This window comes from Albidovulum litorale (assembly GCF_025751495.1).
GTDB lineage: Bacteria > Pseudomonadota > Alphaproteobacteria > Rhodobacterales > Rhodobacteraceae > Albidovulum > Albidovulum litorale.
Window position 1 is genome coordinate 503,923 of record NZ_JAOWKZ010000001.1, and the last position, 15,715, is coordinate 519,637.

Genomic DNA, 15,715 nt, shown 5'->3' on the forward strand with positions numbered 1-15,715 from the left:
CTTGTTTTACCAACTTAACCCTCCCTTGCAGCGCGGATCGCAGCCAGGATCCGATCGGGCGTAGCCGGCAGCCGCGTCACCCTTGCGCCACAAGAATGCCGGATCGCCGAGAGGATCGCCGGTGCCGTCGGGATCAGCACATGTTCACCCAGCCCCTTTGCACCGTAAGGTCCATTGGGGTCGGCGACCTCCACGATATGCGAGGTGATCGGCGGTACGTCCCCGATCGTCGGGATGAGGTAGTCGTGCAGGTTGTCGGTCCGGCCAGGAATGTATTCCTCCATCAGCGCCATCCCGATCCCCTGCGCCACGCCGCCATGGATCTGCCCCTCAACCAGAACCGGGTTGATCGCGCGTCCGACATCGTGGGCGGCATGGATGTGGTCGAGCGTCACGGTGCCAAGTTCAGTATCCACCGTCAGTTCCACCATCTGCGCGGTATAGCCGTAAACGGCATAGGGCACGCCCTGCCCGTTTTCGTCCAGAGGCGAGGTCGGCGGGTCATATGTCTCTGCCGCCTCGATCACATAACCATCGCCAGCAGGCAGCGCGGCATGATGCAGGGTGCCGTCCGGCGCGGTCACTCTCACCTCTCCCGGAGCGAGGGCAATGCGCCCCTCTGTCGCGTTCGTCAGCCGCAGGATGTCGGCGCGCAGCGCCAGCCCCGTCAGCCGCGCGGCATTGCCCGAGACATAGGTCTGGCGCGAGGCGGAGGTCTTGCCGGCATCGGGCGTCACTCCGGTATCGGGACCAATCAGGTCCACATTCCGGACGTCCACACCGAGCGCCTCGGCGAAGATCTGGGCGATGACCGTATTGGCGCCCTGACCGATATCCATCGCCCCCTGATGCAGGACGATCCGCCCGTCGCCCGTGATCCCTGCACGGATCGTCGACGGGTTCGGCAGCGAGGTATTGCCGCAGCCATACCAGCCGCAGGCGATTCCCACGCCTTTGCGAAGAACGCCGAACTGAGCATTGAATTTGTTCGCATTCTCCAACGCGGCAACCCACGCAGGACGCAAGGCATCCAGACACGGTTTGATCCCTACCGCCCCGTCGAAGACCTGCCCCGTGGCGGTCGGAATACCGTTGTCGAGCGCGTTTAAATACCGGAACTCCAGCCGGTCCAGCCCGAGCCTTTCAGCCAGATCGTCGAACAACGCCTCCTGCGCGATGGCGGCCTGAGGCACCCCGAAACCACGGAAGGCGCCGGCAGGAACGCAGTTGGTGTACACGCCTTCCGTATGCGCGACATAATCCGCATGGGCATAGGGCCCGCCCGCGTGGACCGGCACGCGATTGGCCACGGTCGGCCCCCAGGAAGAATGCGCGCCGGTGTTGAAGGTGCCATCAAAGGCAAAGCCCGACAGCTTGCCATCCTGCGTCGCCCCCACCCGCACCCGCATCTGTGCCGGATGTCGCTTCGTCGTCGAGGCCATTGATTCCGAACGTGAATACGTCATCCACACCGGGCGTTTCAGATGCCAGGCGGCCAGCGCGACATGCGGGTGGAAGGAGATGTCGAGCTTCGATCCGAAGCCGCCGCCCACTGCGGTCGGCACCACCCGCACCGCGTCGGGGGAAAGCCCCAGAATCTCGGCCACGGAATCCCGCGCCATGACCGGGGCCTGCGTGCCGCCATGGACCTCGATCCGCCCGTCCACCCAGTCGGCATAGCCCGCCTCGGGTTCGATATAGGCGTGTTCGATGAAACGAGTCTCGAACTCCCCCTCAACGACAATATCGGCCCTTGCGAGCGCCGCCTCTGCATCGCCCTTCTTCACGAAGCCCCGGCACATGACATTCGCGGCATGGCCCTCGTGGAAGGGCTCCAACGTCTTCGCATCTTTGGGTTCGCGGGCTGCGTCTATGGGTATCCAAGTGATTGGGAAAGACGACAAATCCAGTGCCATCACGCTCTCGGCCAGGCCAACGACCGCCGCAACGGCCTCGCCCCGGAACCGGGCGGTTTCCTCGGCATAGACCGGCTGGTCGATGAAGCCGGGGATGGTGCCGAAGAGGTTCCGCCCCGGCACATCCCGCGCGGTCAGGATCAGGTCGAGTCCATGGGCCCTACGCCATGACTCAAGGTCACCGAAAGTGAAGTGAGCGTGGTCATGAGGTGAGCGGATTACCTTTAAAACCAATGCGTTATCCGGCGCGACATCGTCGCTGAAGACCTCGCGCCCCTCGACCTTCCGGGCACCGTCGAGACGGACGATCCCGGCCCCGACACTGGTGCGGTCCTCGGCGGGTGAGGCCGCGCCCATCACTGCGTCGATGATCTTTCGGTAGCCGGTGCAGCGGCAGAGAACACCCCCCAAGGCGTCCTCCACCTCAGGTTCGGAGGGTGTCGGATTGTCGCGTAGAAGGGCGGTCGCGGCCACCATCATGCCGGGCGTGCAGATACCACATTGCGCCGCACCATGGTTCAGGAACGCCTCGTAAAGTCTTGAAAAGGAATCATAGTTATCACGCAGACCCGCAAGCGTCTCCACCCGCCGCCCCGCTGCCTGCTGAGCCGATGTGATACAGGAACAGACCGGCGCGCCGTCCACCAGAACGGTGCAGGCGCCGCAATCCCCGGCATCGCAGCCGACCTTCACATCAAGGCAGCCGAGGTCGCGCCGCAGTACGGCGGACAGCCGCTCCAGCCCCCGCACCTCGTGCCGCACCTCCTGTCCGTTCAGCGTGAAGTGAAGCGCCGTCATGACCGTCCTCCGGCTGTCCCGCAAGCGTCCAGCAAGCGTATGGCAAGCGTATGGCATGCGTCCCGACGATAGTCGGCCCCCGCCCGCACATCGTCGATGGGGGTGAGCGCGGTGAAATGGTCCGCCCGCACCGCACCGGCCATCTCATCCGGGCCGAGGCCGATCAGATCACCTTCAAGCGCAGTCAGCCGCATCGGCACCGGCGAAGCCGCCCCGGCGGCCAGCCGTGCCTCGGCCACGCGACCAGCGTCGAAGCGGACAAGCCCGGCGAGTGAAACGATGGAGATCACCAGATAGGCGCGGCTGCCGAGTTTCCCGAACCCCGACCGGACGTCGCCCGCAACATCCGGCACCAGCAGCGCGGTCACCACCTCCCCCGCCCTGAGATCGGTCTTACGCACGCCGGTCACGAAATCGGCAAGCGGTACCTCCCGCCGACCATTGTCAGAGGCAAGCTCCACCGAGGCATCAAGCGTCAGGAGCACAGGCACCCCATCGGCGGCGGGCGAGGCGTTGCAGATATTGCCCGCCATGGTCGCGGTATTCTGGATCTGGACCGAGCCCACCTGCCGCCCGGCCATCTTCAGCCCGTCGAACATTGCGGGCAGGTCGGCGCGGATCAGCTCCGCCCAGGTCACCCCTGCCCCGATCCGCCATCGCCCGTCGTCGCGGGTGATTCCCTTCAGCCCGGCAATCGCCGTCACATCCAGAACCCGCCCCGGCACGGGGCGGTCGCCGAGCGCCGGGAACACATCCGTTCCGCCCGCCAGCACGGTCGCTGGTGCCTCGGCGAGAAAGCCCAGCGCGTCTTCCAGAATTTCGGGGCGGTAGACCACCATCTCAGCGCAGCCCGTCCTTGCCTTCAGCCTCTTCATGCGTCAGCCCGCCCACGCGCGGCAGGGGCCGCCCGCTGTCGGTCACGGCAACGGCGACAAGGATTTCGTTGGCGCGGGGGGCGTCGTTCACCCTGACTTCCATCCCGTCAAAATGCGAGCGGACATAGGCGGCGTCCTTGTGGCCCAGAGGCACGTCCAGAGGATGGCCCATCGGCCCCTGCTTCTTGTTCGAGGGCACCAATGCCGCCCCCTTCTCCACTGCCTTGCGCAGCGGTGCGCCGAGGCGGGGATGCAGAATGGCGGCGGCGTGTTCCAACTCGCCATTCTCGCCCACCAGCGCCGCCTTTCCGTAGCTCTGCGCCTGATCGGGCGTGATACCCAAGGCTTTGACGCAGGCGTCGCCCAAAGTGCCGCCCAGTTCCTCGCCGATCTGCATCAGCGCCTCTAGGTCGGGTTCGTAGCGGCCCGCGAACGGGTTCTCGATCACCGCGATGGCGGCCGCGCGGCGGGTGGGCGGGGAAATCGGCTGGCCCATCTCGCTCCGCACTTCTTCGACCACGGTCACGATCTTGCGGATCTTCGCCTGTGTCATCGCTTTTCCTCCCTAATGGCCGGAAGGTCCGCGCCGACTGACCGAACCTCTCCCTGAAGCGACAGGAAAACGGCGCGCGCCAATCCGCGCCCGATCACCTCTGTCGCATATCTTGCACCCGCGTCGAGCGCCCTGGCCCGGTCGCCCAGGGTCAGCGGGCCGACATCCACCGTGACCAGCCGGGTCCCCAGATCGCTGTCCGGCGCAAGATCGCGCGCCGGGCGGCGGCTGACGCCGGGATGGCCGGGCAGATCGACCGCATTGGCGATCATCGTGGCGGCCGCGTCCGCCGCAGCGGCATTGTGTGCCAGCACCGTCACCGCTTCGGCGATGCCGAGCGAATGGCTGCGTCCGCGCCAGCCGGAAGTGGCGATGCCGCCGATCCCGTCCCCGGCACCAATGCCGATCAGAGCGAGGGGCGCCGTGCCGGGGCGGCCATCGGCGATTCCGATCCGGTAGCGTGCCGCACCTGTCAGCCAGAGCGCGATATCGCCGCCATTATTCACCGCCGCACTTTCGAGCGCGCCCTCTGCGGTGATGGCGGCAAGGATGTGATCGGCCACCGCCCCCGCGACGGCGGCCATTGGCGTGATGAAGTCCGGCTGGAACGGTGCGACCGCCGACGCCATGGCGCGGGCCACCCGGCCTTGCGGCGATGCCCCCTTCCCGGCGGGTTCGCGCAGAACGGGCAGTTCGGCGACGAGCCGTTCGAGAAGCCCCTCGAACGCCCCGGCCGCCCGCGCCTCGGCGGCACGGACCGCATCCGCAGGCCCCTTGAGATCGAGGATGAGGTCAATCGGCCCCTGCACGAGCCGCAGGCGCCCGCCTTTTGGGGTGCGCCCGACCCACGGCCGGTACCCGCCAACCGTGGATCGGGCAGGCATGTCAGCTTGGACGGAAATGGCTGGGGCAGTCATCGGCCGGCCTCAACTCATCATGCCCCTGCGGTCGGGGCTTTGGACTCACCACCGATTACCACTCCAAAAACGTTTGCTGTCAAACAGTTTCGACAGTGTAGTTTTCACACTTTCAGATTGACTTGTCATTATCGGACGAAGCCTTAGAGTCACAAGTGAACCTAACGTCATCCACGATCAGCCGGGAATGGACCAACGTGACGGAAAAGCCGGAATATCGCCTCGAAGACCAGGTCGGCTTCAAGCTGCGGCTGGCCAACCAGCGTCATCTGGAGATTTTCGCGTCGGAAATGCCGGACCTCACGCCGCGCCAGTTCGCGGTTCTGGCGAAGCTGAAGGATGAGGGCACGACATCGCAGAACCAGTTGGGCCGTCTCGTGGCGATGGATGCCGCGACGACCAAGGGTGTTGTGGAACGACTGAGCCGGAAGGGGATGATCGCCACCGCACCTTCGCCCACGGACCGTCGGCGGATCGAAATCTCGCTGACGGATGAGGGCCGCGCGGTGCTCGATCATGTCGTTCCGATTGCGGCGCAGATTTCGGAACGGACATTGCGCAACCTCACCCCGCGCGAACGCGCGCGGCTTCTGGTCCTGCTTGATAAGCTTTGAAGGCACCGATCCTGAAAGGGTAGGAGTGGTGCGGTTGAGAAGACTCGAACTTCCACGGGGGTTAGCCCACAGCGACCTCAACGCTGCGCGTCTACCAATTCCGCCACAACCGCACCGGGCCCAGGTGATGCCCCGGGCGAGGTGGGCGCTTCTTAGCCAAACGCTCTGGCAATGTGAAGGGGGATTTTCGGCCTCGCACAAAAAAGACCGGCGCCGCCTTTTCCGGTATGGGACCGATGTACCAAGACTGCGGAGGTGCTGTTCGGACCGGCCCCGGGCAAGGTCGGTTAAAATCCACCTTACACCCGATCAGGAGGCCTTTTCCGCCCGTTCCTTCAGAAGCTTGGTCAGCCAGTCCGGATCCATCTCGGGGACCGAGGAGAGAAGCAGTTCGGTATAGGGGTCGTGGGGCGGCTGGAACATCTCGTCCTTCGGCCCCTGTTCGACAACCCGGCCCCGCTGCATCACGACGACCTCATCGGCGATGGCGCGCACGGTGGCGAGGTCATGGGTAATGAACATATAGGCGAGGTCGAATTCGGTCTGGAGCCGGTCGAGAAGCTTCAGGATGCCTTCGGCCACAAGCTGGTCGAGGGCCGATGTCACCTCGTCGCAGATGATGAATTGCGGCTCGGCCGCCAGCGCCCTTGCAATCCCCACCCGCTGCTTCTGACCACCCGACAACTCTGACGGCAGACGGTCGATGAACTTGTCGGGTTCGAGTTCGATCAGATCCAGGAGGTCGCGGATACGTGCGGTCAGGGCCTTGCCCTGAAGCCCGAGATACATCTGCGCCGGGCGGCCGATCAGTTCACGCAGGCGCAGTTTCGGGTTCAGCGCGGTATCGGCCATTTGATAGATCATCTGCGCCTGCCGCAACTGATCCCGGCTCCGCTGCCGGTAATCGGGCGGCAGGGCCTTGCCGTTGAACAGGACCTGCCCCTGTCGCGGTGGCAAAAGCCCGGTTATCACCCGCGCCGCTGTCGATTTGCCCGACCCGCTTTCACCCACGACAGCAACCGTGCGGCGCTTGTGGATGTCGAAGTTGATGTTCTTCAGGATGTCGACCTGGCCATAGCCCGCCGTCACCCCCTTGACCGAAACGACCGGAACCGTGCCCTTTTCGACCGGCGGCTGGGTGGCGCGGGCATGGCTGCGCACGGCCCAAAGGGTCTTGGTATAGGCCTCTTTCGGGCTCGCGAGCATGGTCCGGGTATCGGCTTCCTCCACCTCGTCGCCGCGCAGGAGCACTTTGATCTTGTCGGCCATCTGCGCCACGACCGCGAGGTCGTGGGTGATGTAGATCGCCGCCGTGTCGAACTGCGCCACGATATCGCGGATCGCCGAAAGGACCTCGATCTGGGTCGTCACGTCGAGCGCGGTTGTCGGCTCGTCGAAGATGATCAGGTCGGGGCGGCAGGCCATCGCCATCGCGGTCATCGCGCGCTGCAACTGGCCGCCCGACACCTGATGCGGATAGCGGAAGCCGATCTCATCCGGGTCCGGCAGTTGCATACGGCGATACAATTCCACCGCGTCATGCTCTGCCTCGCCTCGCCCCATGACACCGTGCTGGACCGGCGCCTCGCTGTACTGGTCGATCAGCTTGTGGGCCGGGTTGAAGCTGGCCGCCGCCGATTGCGCGACATAGGCGATGCGCTTGCCCCTGAGGCCGCGTTTCGTGGCCTCGGACGCCTTCATCAGGTCGATGCCGTCAAAGTCGATCGTGCCGCCGGAAATGCGGCAGCCATCGCGGGTGAACCCCATCGCGGCAAGACCCAGCGTCGACTTGCCGGCGCCGGATTCTCCGATCAGGCCCAGCACCTCGCCCTTGTTCAGCGTCAGGTCCACGCCCTTGATGATCGGCGACCAGGTTTCATCCGAACGGCCTTCGATCTGAATGTTGCGCATCGTCAGGAGGACGGGCTTTTCCTTCATGTCTTTCATCGCCTTACTCCTTCAACCCGCTGGCGCGGTGCAGCATCCAGTCCACCACGAAGTTGACCGCCACGGTCAGAAGCGCGATGGCACCGGCGGGCAGAAGCGGCGTGACATCGCCGAAGGTGATCAACGCCGCGTTGTCGCGCACCATGGAGCCCCAGTCAGCGGTCGGCGGCTGGATGCCGACGCCAAGGAACGAGAGCGCCGAGATGGCGAGGAAGACGAAGCAGAAGCGCAAGCCAAACTCTGCAACGAGGGGCGCCATGGCGTTCGGCAGAATCTCGCGTGTGATGAGCCGCCAGAGCCCCTCGCCCCTGAGCCGTGCAGCCTCGATATAATCCATGACCACGATGTTCTGCGCCACCGACCGCGCCAGCCGGAAGACCCGGGTGGAGTCGATGACGGCGATGACGAGGATCAGCGTGATGACCGAGGTGCCGAAGATCGTCAGAAGCAGGAGCGAGAAGATCAGCGACGGGATCGCCATCAGGATATCGACGACCCGGCTGAGGATCTGGTCCAGCCAGCCGCCGACGGTGGCCGCCAGAAGCCCGAGGATCGAACCGATGAAAAAGGCGAGCGCCGTGGTCATGAAGGCGATGCCAACCGTGTTCCGCGCCCCGTAGACGAGACGGGTGAACATGTCGCGCCCGAGGTTGTCTGTGCCGAAGATATGCGGCGCCTCCCATGGCAGGAACTGGCCGCCCACGACCTCACGCTCTGCGAAGGGTGCGATCACCGGGGCGAAGACCGCCACGAGGATGTAAAGCAGGATGATCAGCATCCCGAAAGCGGCGGTCAGCGGCGCGGTGCGCATGGCCTTGCGCAGATTGCCGCGCGAAAGCGCGATGACGGCGGTGCGGAAGACCCAGCCCGAGGCCAGCGCCCCGGCGATAACGACAGCGATCCAGAAAAGGGTGATCAGTACAGACATCATTGACCCCCTTACTTGCGATGGATCAGACGCGGGTTCGACAGGGTCGAGAGCACGTCAGCGGTGAGGTTCAAAAGCACATAGGCCGCGGCAAAGATCAGCGCGACCGCCTGCACAACCGGGAAGTCGCGCTTGGCCACGCTGTCAACCATGAGCTGGCCGAGGCCAGGATAGACGAAGACCACCTCGACCACCACGACACCGGTGATCAGATAGGCGAGGTTCAGCGCGATGACGGTGATGATCGGCGCCAGCGCATTCGGCAGCGCGTGTTTCAGGATCACCCGCATCGGATCGATGCCCTTGAGCCGCGCCATCTCGATATAGGGCGAGGCCAGGAGGTTGATGATCGCCGCACGGGTCATCCGCATCATATGGGCGGTGACGACAAGCGTCAGCGTCAGCGCGGGCAGGAAAGCGCGGTAGAGCGCCTCCCCCAGACTGGTATCCGCGTCCATCCGCGTCATCGACGGGAAGAACCCCGACTGCGCGAGAACGAAGATCAGGATATAGGCAACGAAAAACTCGGGAAACGAGATCGAGGTCAGCGCGGCGGCATTGGCGGCGCGGTCGAAGATCGAGTTCCGGTAGAGGGCGGCGAGAATGCCAAGCACCAGCGACAGCGGCACCGCGATGGCGGCTGCATAGAGGGCGAGGAAGAGCGTATTGCCAAGCCGTGTGGCGATCAGATCCGCAACCGGTCGCTTGTTGCCGGACAGCGATGTGCCGAAATCGCCCTGAAGAGCGCCCCCAAGCCAGTTGAAGTAGCGCTGATAGGCTGGCAGATCGAGCCCGATTTCCTTGCGGAACGCGGCCAGGGTTTCCTCGGTCGCCGACTGACCGAGAATGGCCTTGGCGAAGTCGCCCGGCAACAGCTCGGTCGCGCTGAAGATGATAACCGAAATCACGAACAAGGTCAGCAGCCCCAAGCCGAGGCGCTTGGCGATCATCGTCCAAATCAGGCCCATCCCGGTCCTCTCCTGTTGTTATTCGCCCGGCCTCTTCGAGGAAACCGGTTGGTCCCGGCAGGGACGGATAGGCCCCGGCGCTTTCGCGCCGGGGCCTTGTCAGATCAGGCGAACCACCAGCGCTCGTAGAGGCGCAGGCCGTCGAGGCCCTGGTTGGTGCCGATGACCTCGGGCACGCCGACCTTGTCGGAATGCGCGTTGACGTAGCTTGCGAACATCGGGATGACGACGCCGCCTTCGTTGGCGCAGATGTCCTGCATTTCCCAGTACATCTGACGGCGCTTGTCGTCGTCCAGTTCCGACCGTGCCGAGACCAGCAGTTCATTGAACCGGGCATGATCCCAGAAGCTGTCGTTCCACGGCGCACCCGCGCTGTAGGCGACCGAGAACATCAGGTCTTCGGTCGGACGGCCACCCCAGTAGGAGGCGCAGAACGGCTTCTTCATCCAGACGTTGTCCCAGTAGCCATCGCTCGGCTCACGCACCACCTCGATATTGATGCCGGCAGCGGCGGCCCGCTCGGCATAGAGCACGGCGGAGTCGACCGCGCCCGAGAAGGCGGCGTCCGCGGCCGAAAGCTGGACCGAAATCGAGTCCATGCCAGCCTCTTTCAGGTAGAACTTGGCCTTGTCCGGATCGTAGGTCTTCTGCTCCAGCTCGGTGTTGAAGTAGCGCTGACCGCGGCCGATCGGATGGTCGTTGCCGGCGCTGCCGAAGCCGCGCAGGATCTTTTCGACCAGCTCGTCCCGGTCGAGACCGTATTTCAGAGCCTGACGGATGTTGTTGTTGTCGTAGGGCGACAGCCGCGTATCCATCGGGAAGACGAAGTGCTGGTTGCCGGTCACCGGCAGAACCTTGATGCCCGGCGCACGCTCCAGCAGCGACACGGTGTTCAGGTCGACGCCGTCGATCACATCCACTTCGCCGGTGATCAGCGCGTTCTGGCGCGCCGCCGCATCAACGATCGACAGCGCGTCGATGCCGTCGAACCAGGCCCGGTCGGATTTGAAGTAGTTCGGGTTGCGGCTCATCTTGACCGACACGCCCGGCTCGAAGCTGTCGAGCACGTAGGCGCCGGTTCCGTCCGTCGTCGTCACGTCGATCTTGCCGTCGGCCGAGGGCAGAACGACAAGATGATAATCGGCGAGGATGAACGGGAAGTCGGCATTGCCGCCCGAGAGCGTGATGACGACGTTCTGACCGTCCGCCTTGATATCGGTGATCGGGTCGACATAGGGCTTCGCGGCCGATTTCGACTCTTCGCCACGGTGGTAGTTGATCGAGGCGACGACGTCGTCCACCGTCATCGCCTTGCCGCTGTGGAAGGTCACGCCTTCGCGAATCTTGAAGGTCCAGGTCACGGCATCAGCCGAGGCTTCCCAGCTTTCGGCAAGTTCGCCGACCAGCGTACCGTCCGGCGCGATTTCCGTCAGCGTGTTGCAGCGGGCGGTGTTGAAGCTCTGAACGAAGGTCGAATCCCAGGTCGCGGGATCGAGGCTGTCGGTGGTGTTGCCGCTGGCAAGCGCGATGCGCAGGATGCCGCCGCGCTTGGGCTCGGCCATCGCCTTGCGCACGCTGGCGGGCAGGATCAGGCCCGCGGCGCCAAGGGCGGTCGCGCCCTTGAGAAGACCGCGGCGGCTGAGGCCACCGGTTCCGTTAGTGAAGTTCGACATGTTGTCCTCCTTGTCGAGTCTTTGTCGCTTTTCTTGATTACGGCCCCCCGGACGCTCCGGGTCAAGCCTCTAACGCGCTCTTTTGATATTTCGCCCGGCCGAGCCAGTCGGGATTGATCTCGACACCCCAGCCGGGGCCGTCGGGAATACGGAGCTTGCCATCCTGAACAGCGTAGGGGTCGCCGAGGAAGAGATCCTGCTGCCAAGGGTAATAGTCTTCTCCCTCGATGGAAAACTCGAGGTATTTGCCGGCGTTCGGGATCGCCCCCAGAAGATGCATCGTGCAGATGGTCACGAGCGACAGGTTGGCGCTGTGCGGGGTGCAGGGCACGCCTGCCTTGGCGGCAAGCTCGGCCACAATGAGCGTCCGGGCAATACCGCCCATATACATGACGTCAGGCTGAACGATGTCGACCGCGCGCATGTCGATCATGCGTTTCCATGTGGCAAGATCCCAGTCCTGCTCGCCCCCGGTCACGTCGATATCGAGCGTATCGGTGACCTCTTTGGTCTGTTCCAACTCCCAGTAGGGACAGGGTTCCTCGAAATGGCCGATGCCCTCGGCCTCCAAGAGCCGCCCGACAGCAATGGCGCGTTCGGGCGAGAAGCCTGAATTGCCATCGACCAGTTTCGCGATTCCGTCGCCAAGCGCGCGGGCGACAACCGGCACGACCGCCTCTGTCCGGCCCGGCCATTCGTCCACGTCGCGACCACATTCCGCCCCGACCCGCCATTTGAACGCGTCAAATCCCTGTTCATCGCGCAGGCGGATAAAGCGCGCCGCCTCATCCTCGGGGGTAATGTCGCGCTTCATCGACGAGGCATAGGCCCTGATCCAACCCGGTTTGCCGCCAAGAAGCTCCACCACCGGCTTGCCTTCACGCCGCCCGCGCAAGTCCCACAAAGCCGTGTCGAGCCCCGCCAATGCGCGGCAGCGGTAGGAGCCGGGGAATTTGTGCTCTTTTTCCTCGATCCGCTGGACGAGGCCGAGAATATCGTCCGTGCCCGCGCCGAGCGCATGTGGGGCGACCTGCCGGTGCAGGATCAGCGCGGTGATATCGGCGTTGTAGGTGGAACACTGCCCCCAACCGGTGGCGCCATCCTCTGCCGTGACCTTCACAAACGAAACAAATTCATTCGAAAAGGTTTCAAGGCAAGAAATCTTCGTCATTCCGCGATGGTCTCCCCCCCAAAGGAACGACCGCGAGACTGAGCGTTGAGTCACGCAGCCAGACCACCGTATTGTCTGACATTAATCGCCCTCACATGAAATACGACGCTTCACGACGAAAATACGACATGATCGCGGTTTTTATTGATTGAGCCGTTAATTAACCGCGAACTCCACCACGCGCGTGACGAGGCAATCGAGCGTATCCGTCAGCGGAAGATCAGCGGGCAGGCCGGGCATGAGAATCGACAATTCCGTGCAGGCTACAGCAAGATGATCGCAGTTCTGCCGGTCGATGAAGCCACGCGCAAGGCGTTCCAGACCCGCCGTTTCGGCAGCCCCCTTGCGGCCCGCCTTGACGGCGCGGATAACGGCAAGCAGGGCGTCTTCGTCATCCGACCAGACCGGTTCCAGCCCCTTGGCGGCAAAGGTCGGGCCGAACACGCCTGCGATCCGCACGGCGGGCGAGGCGAGCATACCGACCCGCCGGACACCTTTCGCGCTAAGATCCGCTGCCGTCGCCTCGATCATGTCGAGAAACGGCAGCCCGGTCGCAGCCTTCACATCCGGCGCATAGGCATGCGCCGTGTTGCAGGGCATGGCGAGTGCCTCCGCCCCTGCCCGTTCCAGATCGCGGGCCATAGCGGCGAGGACGGGGCCCGGGTTTTCCCCCGTCCCCTCGATCAGCGCCTTGATGCGGCTTGGCACCTGCGGGTTCTGGTGCACGATGAGCGGGATGTGGTCCGCATCATCCGCCGCAGGCCGCGCGGCAATGACCTTCTGCATCAGAAGCACGGTCGCATCCGGCCCCATGCCCCCGAGAATACCCACACGCCGCATTACCACTCCTAACCGTTCAGCCGTTTCGTGCCGGTCTAAGGTTGAACGCCTCGCCGGGGAAGTATTTTTCCAGCCGGATATCGGCCGAACGGGCATGCCCCTCCATCCCCTCGAACCGCGAGATGCGGGCGGTGACGGCGGCGAGATCGCGGAGCGCCTCGGGCTGCACTTCCTGCCAGGTTACGGTCTTGAGGAACTTGTGGACGGAAAGCCCGCCGGTATACCGCGCGGCACCGGAGGTCGGCAGAACATGGTTCGTACCCGCCGCCTTGTCGCCGAAGGCCACCGTGGTCTCGGCCCCAAGGAAGAGCGAGCCATAGGCCGAAAGCCGGGACTTCCACCACGGAAGGTCGGCGGCCTGAACATGCAGATGTTCCGGCGCTACGCGGTCGGCATGGGCGGCCATCTCTTCGCGGTTCTCGCAGATCACGATCTCGCCCAAGGCCTCCCACGCCGCCGCGGCCGCGCCCCGGTTCGGTTGCGGCAGTTCGGCGATGCAGTTCGGGATATGGGCGCTGACGGCCTCGGCGAATGCGGTGCTGTCGGTCACCAGCCAGACCGGCGAGGTCTGGCCATGCTCGGCCTGCCCGATCAGGTCCCAGGCGACCAGGTAGGGATCGGCGGTTTCATCGGCGATGACAAGGCTGTCGGTGGGGCCCGCGAACATGTCGATGCCGACCCGGCCGAACAGCTGACGCTTGGCCTCGGCGACATAGGCATTGCCGGGACCGACGAGGATATCGGCGGGCGGCAGGCCGAACTGGCCATAGGCCATCGCCGCGATGCCCTGCACGCCGCCCAGCGCCAGAATGCGGTCGGCGCCGCAATAGTCGAGCGCGTAGAGGATCGTCGCCGGAATACCCTTGCCCGGACGCGGCGGCGACACCGCGCTGATATGACCGACGCCCGCCACCTTCGCCGTAGTCACCGTCATCAGAGCTGACGCGATGTGGCTGTAACGCCCGCCCGGCACATAGGCCCCGGCGGACGAGATCGGGATCAGCCGCTGACCGGCCTTGAGGCCCGGGCGCAGTTCGATCTCCGTCTCGCTGCAACTGTCAAGCTGGGCCTGCGCGAAGCGGGCGATATTGTCATGCGCGTAGCGGATGTCGTCCTTAAGCTGCTGCGGCACGGAACTGGCGGCTTCCTCGATCACTTCGCGCGGGACGACGATGTCACCCGCCCAGCCGTCCAGCTTCTCGGCATAGCGTTGGGTCACCACCTCGCCGCCCGTCTCGATCTCGGCCAGCATGCGGGCCACGGTCGCCGGAACATCGGCCGCAACCTCTTCGCTTGTGGTCGTCGATTGCTTGAAGAAGGTGATACCCATAATCGCGCCGTTCCTTTCCTGTCATTTCGCAGCGGGGGCTTGACCGGACCCCGCCGTAAGTTCAACTTTCTGAAAACTATGACCCCGATGCGGAGCCGCCAGATCATGCTCGCCAAAGGCATTACCCTTCGCGCACTGGAGCTTTTCGAAGCGGTCGCGCAGTCCGGCACCGTCGCCGAAGGCGCGCGACTGATGGGGCTCAGCCTTCCGGCCGCCTCGCAACAGCTTTCGAACCTTGAAAACTCGCTCGGCTGCCCGCTGCTCGACCGCAGCCACCGTCCGCTGCAACTGACGCCCGCCGGCCGGGTGTTCCTGCACCGCACCCGCGACGCGCTGAGCCGCATCCGTCAGGCGCAGGCGGAACTGACCGTTCTGGACATTTCGCACCTGACCAGCCTGCGCGTCGGCATGATCGACGATTTCGACGCCGAGATCACGCCGGAACTGGTCATCGCGCTGGCCAAAAACCTGCGCAACTGCGACTTTCGCCTGACCACCGGACCCAGCCATGACATGATCGCCCGGATGGCGAACCGTCAGCTTGATATCGTGGTGTCCGCCGCCCCCGCCGATGCGGTGCAGGGCACTGTCGAATACCGGCTTTTGCGCGACCCCTATGTGCTGGCCGTGCCGCGCGGTTTCGAATTGCCCAAGGGCAAGGAGATGGAGGCGCTCGCGGCCCTGCCGCTGCTGCGCTACGACCGCGGCCAGCTCATGGGGCGGCAGATCGAGGCGCATCTGGCGCGTCACCGCATTGCCCTGCCCGACCGGTTCGAGATTGACAGCAACCAGTCGATCATGGCGCTGGTGGCCAATGGCGTCGGCTTTTCGATCACCACACCGCTCGCGGTTCTGCGGGCGCGCGCCTTTCTCGATCGGGTGACGATCCACCCGCTGCCTTTGGCCGCCATGTCGCGCACGATTTCGCTCTTCGCGGCGGCCGATCAGTCCAGCCATGTCGCGACCGAGATCACCCGGACCCTTCGCGCCCTGATGACGGCTCGGCTCATCCGTCCGGCCAAGGACTTCGCGCCTTGGCTTGGGGATTCCTTCGCTGTCATTCCGGCTTAACTCGGCGATCACAATCAGGCCCTGAACGCTGCAATTCAGACCGTTAGGCGGCAGAAACGGGCGGTCCGGCAAGCGGGACGCCCGTCTTTTCGCGACGTGGAAGCGTAGCTTCAG

Annotated in this window: 13 protein-coding genes and 1 tRNA gene; 2 read left to right on the forward strand and 12 right to left on the reverse strand. The window is 64.5% G+C overall.

Features of this window, described 5'->3' with window-relative positions; translation table 11 throughout:
- Positions 1-14 precede the first annotated feature (14 nt).
- The 4 genes from OEZ71_RS02555 to OEZ71_RS02570 are packed head-to-tail and all read right to left on the reverse strand — an operon-like array spanning position 15 to position 5,026.
- On the reverse strand, positions 15-2,714 hold the full coding sequence (locus OEZ71_RS02555) for a molybdopterin-dependent oxidoreductase (RefSeq protein WP_263738355.1): 2,700 nt from the start codon (positions 2,712-2,714) through the stop codon (positions 15-17).
- Positions 2,711-3,589 (reverse strand): FAD binding domain-containing protein, encoded by an 879-nt coding sequence (locus tag OEZ71_RS02560; RefSeq protein ID WP_263738356.1) that lies wholly within the window; start codon positions 3,587-3,589, stop codon positions 2,711-2,713. The genes OEZ71_RS02555 and OEZ71_RS02560 overlap by 4 nt, the downstream gene beginning before the upstream one ends.
- Positions 3,555-4,142, reverse strand: coding sequence for an amino acid synthesis family protein (locus OEZ71_RS02565; protein ID WP_263738357.1), 588 nt, complete (start codon positions 4,140-4,142; stop codon positions 3,555-3,557). Before OEZ71_RS02565 ends, OEZ71_RS02560 begins: the two co-directional genes overlap by 35 nt.
- Positions 4,139-5,026, reverse strand: a complete 888-nt coding sequence (locus OEZ71_RS02570; protein WP_263738358.1) for a UPF0280 family protein — start codon at positions 5,024-5,026, stop codon at positions 4,139-4,141. Before OEZ71_RS02570 ends, OEZ71_RS02565 begins: the two co-directional genes overlap by 4 nt.
- A 188-nt stretch (positions 5,027-5,214) precedes the next feature.
- Between OEZ71_RS02570 and OEZ71_RS02575 the strand changes: the two genes are divergently transcribed.
- Complete coding sequence (locus OEZ71_RS02575; protein ID WP_263738359.1) at positions 5,215-5,673, forward strand: MarR family winged helix-turn-helix transcriptional regulator; 459 nt, start codon at positions 5,215-5,217, stop codon at positions 5,671-5,673.
- Positions 5,674-5,699: 26 nt separating this feature from the next.
- Here the strand turns inward: OEZ71_RS02575 and OEZ71_RS02580 are convergent.
- The 8 genes from OEZ71_RS02580 to hisD all read right to left on the reverse strand — a co-directional run bounded on the left by OEZ71_RS02580 (position 5,700) and on the right by hisD (position 14,530).
- Positions 5,700-5,786, reverse strand: a tRNA-Leu gene (locus OEZ71_RS02580).
- A 196-nt stretch (positions 5,787-5,982) separates the two neighbouring features.
- Entirely contained in the window at positions 5,983-7,611 is a 1,629-nt protein-coding gene (locus tag OEZ71_RS02585) for an ABC transporter ATP-binding protein (protein ID WP_412175605.1), read from the reverse strand.
- 13 nt (positions 7,612-7,624) lie between these two features.
- A complete protein-coding gene (locus tag OEZ71_RS02590; protein ID WP_263738361.1) occupies positions 7,625-8,548 on the reverse strand; it encodes an ABC transporter permease in 924 nt (307 codons plus the stop codon).
- Between the two features lie 11 nt (positions 8,549-8,559).
- Positions 8,560-9,516 carry an ABC transporter permease gene (locus OEZ71_RS02595; RefSeq protein ID WP_263738362.1) on the reverse strand — a complete coding sequence of 319 codons (957 nt, stop codon included), beginning with the start codon at positions 9,514-9,516 and terminating at the stop codon, positions 8,560-8,562.
- A gap of 104 nt (positions 9,517-9,620) precedes the next feature.
- The gene (locus tag OEZ71_RS02600; protein ID WP_263738363.1) at positions 9,621-11,189 is read right to left on the reverse strand and encodes an ABC transporter substrate-binding protein; all 1,569 of its coding nucleotides are present in this window, start codon (positions 11,187-11,189) and stop codon (positions 9,621-9,623) included.
- A gap of 61 nt (positions 11,190-11,250) precedes the next feature.
- A complete protein-coding gene (locus OEZ71_RS02605; RefSeq protein ID WP_263738364.1) occupies positions 11,251-12,360 on the reverse strand; it encodes a mandelate racemase/muconate lactonizing enzyme family protein in 1,110 nt (369 codons plus the stop codon).
- Positions 12,361-12,516: 156 nt separating this feature from the next.
- Complete coding sequence (gene cuyB / locus OEZ71_RS02610) at positions 12,517-13,200, reverse strand: cysteate racemase (protein ID WP_263738365.1); 684 nt, start codon at positions 13,198-13,200, stop codon at positions 12,517-12,519.
- 16 nt (positions 13,201-13,216) lie between these two features.
- Positions 13,217-14,530 carry a histidinol dehydrogenase gene (gene hisD / locus OEZ71_RS02615; RefSeq protein ID WP_263738366.1) on the reverse strand — a complete coding sequence of 438 codons (1,314 nt, stop codon included), beginning with the start codon at positions 14,528-14,530 and terminating at the stop codon, positions 13,217-13,219.
- Positions 14,531-14,608: 78 nt separating this feature from the next.
- Here hisD and OEZ71_RS02620 point away from each other — a divergent pair, with 78 nt between their 5' ends.
- Entirely contained in the window at positions 14,609-15,601 is a 993-nt protein-coding gene (locus OEZ71_RS02620; protein ID WP_263738367.1) for a LysR family transcriptional regulator, read from the forward strand.
- The last annotated feature ends 114 nt before the right edge of the window (positions 15,602-15,715 follow it).

Bases quoted from the DNA above. Each gene is read 5' to 3' on its own strand.
- OEZ71_RS02555 (WP_263738355.1), bottom strand. From the start codon at position 2,714: ATGACGGCGCTTCACTTCACGCTGAACGGACAGGAGGTGCGGCACGAG.
- OEZ71_RS02560 (WP_263738356.1), bottom strand. From the start codon at position 3,589: ATGAAGAGGCTGAAGGCAAGGACGGGCTGCGCTGAGATGGTGGTCTAC.
- OEZ71_RS02565 (WP_263738357.1), bottom strand. From the start codon at position 4,142: ATGACACAGGCGAAGATCCGCAAGATCGTGACCGTGGTCGAAGAAGTG.
- OEZ71_RS02570 (WP_263738358.1), bottom strand. From the start codon at position 5,026: ATGCCTGCCCGATCCACGGTTGGCGGGTACCGGCCGTGGGTCGGGCGC.
- OEZ71_RS02585 (WP_412175605.1), bottom strand. From the start codon at position 7,611: ATGAAGGAAAAGCCCGTCCTCCTGACGATGCGCAACATTCAGATCGAA.
- OEZ71_RS02590 (WP_263738361.1), bottom strand. From the start codon at position 8,548: ATGTCTGTACTGATCACCCTTTTCTGGATCGCTGTCGTTATCGCCGGG.
- OEZ71_RS02595 (WP_263738362.1), bottom strand. From the start codon at position 9,516: ATGGGCCTGATTTGGACGATGATCGCCAAGCGCCTCGGCTTGGGGCTG.
- OEZ71_RS02600 (WP_263738363.1), bottom strand. From the start codon at position 11,189: ATGTCGAACTTCACTAACGGAACCGGTGGCCTCAGCCGCCGCGGTCTT.
- OEZ71_RS02605 (WP_263738364.1), bottom strand. From the start codon at position 12,360: ATGACGAAGATTTCTTGCCTTGAAACCTTTTCGAATGAATTTGTTTCG.
- cuyB (WP_263738365.1), bottom strand. From the start codon at position 13,200: ATGCGGCGTGTGGGTATTCTCGGGGGCATGGGGCCGGATGCGACCGTG.
- hisD (WP_263738366.1), bottom strand. From the start codon at position 14,530: ATGGGTATCACCTTCTTCAAGCAATCGACGACCACAAGCGAAGAGGTT.
- OEZ71_RS02620 (WP_263738367.1), top strand. From the start codon at position 14,609: ATGACCCCGATGCGGAGCCGCCAGATCATGCTCGCCAAAGGCATTACC.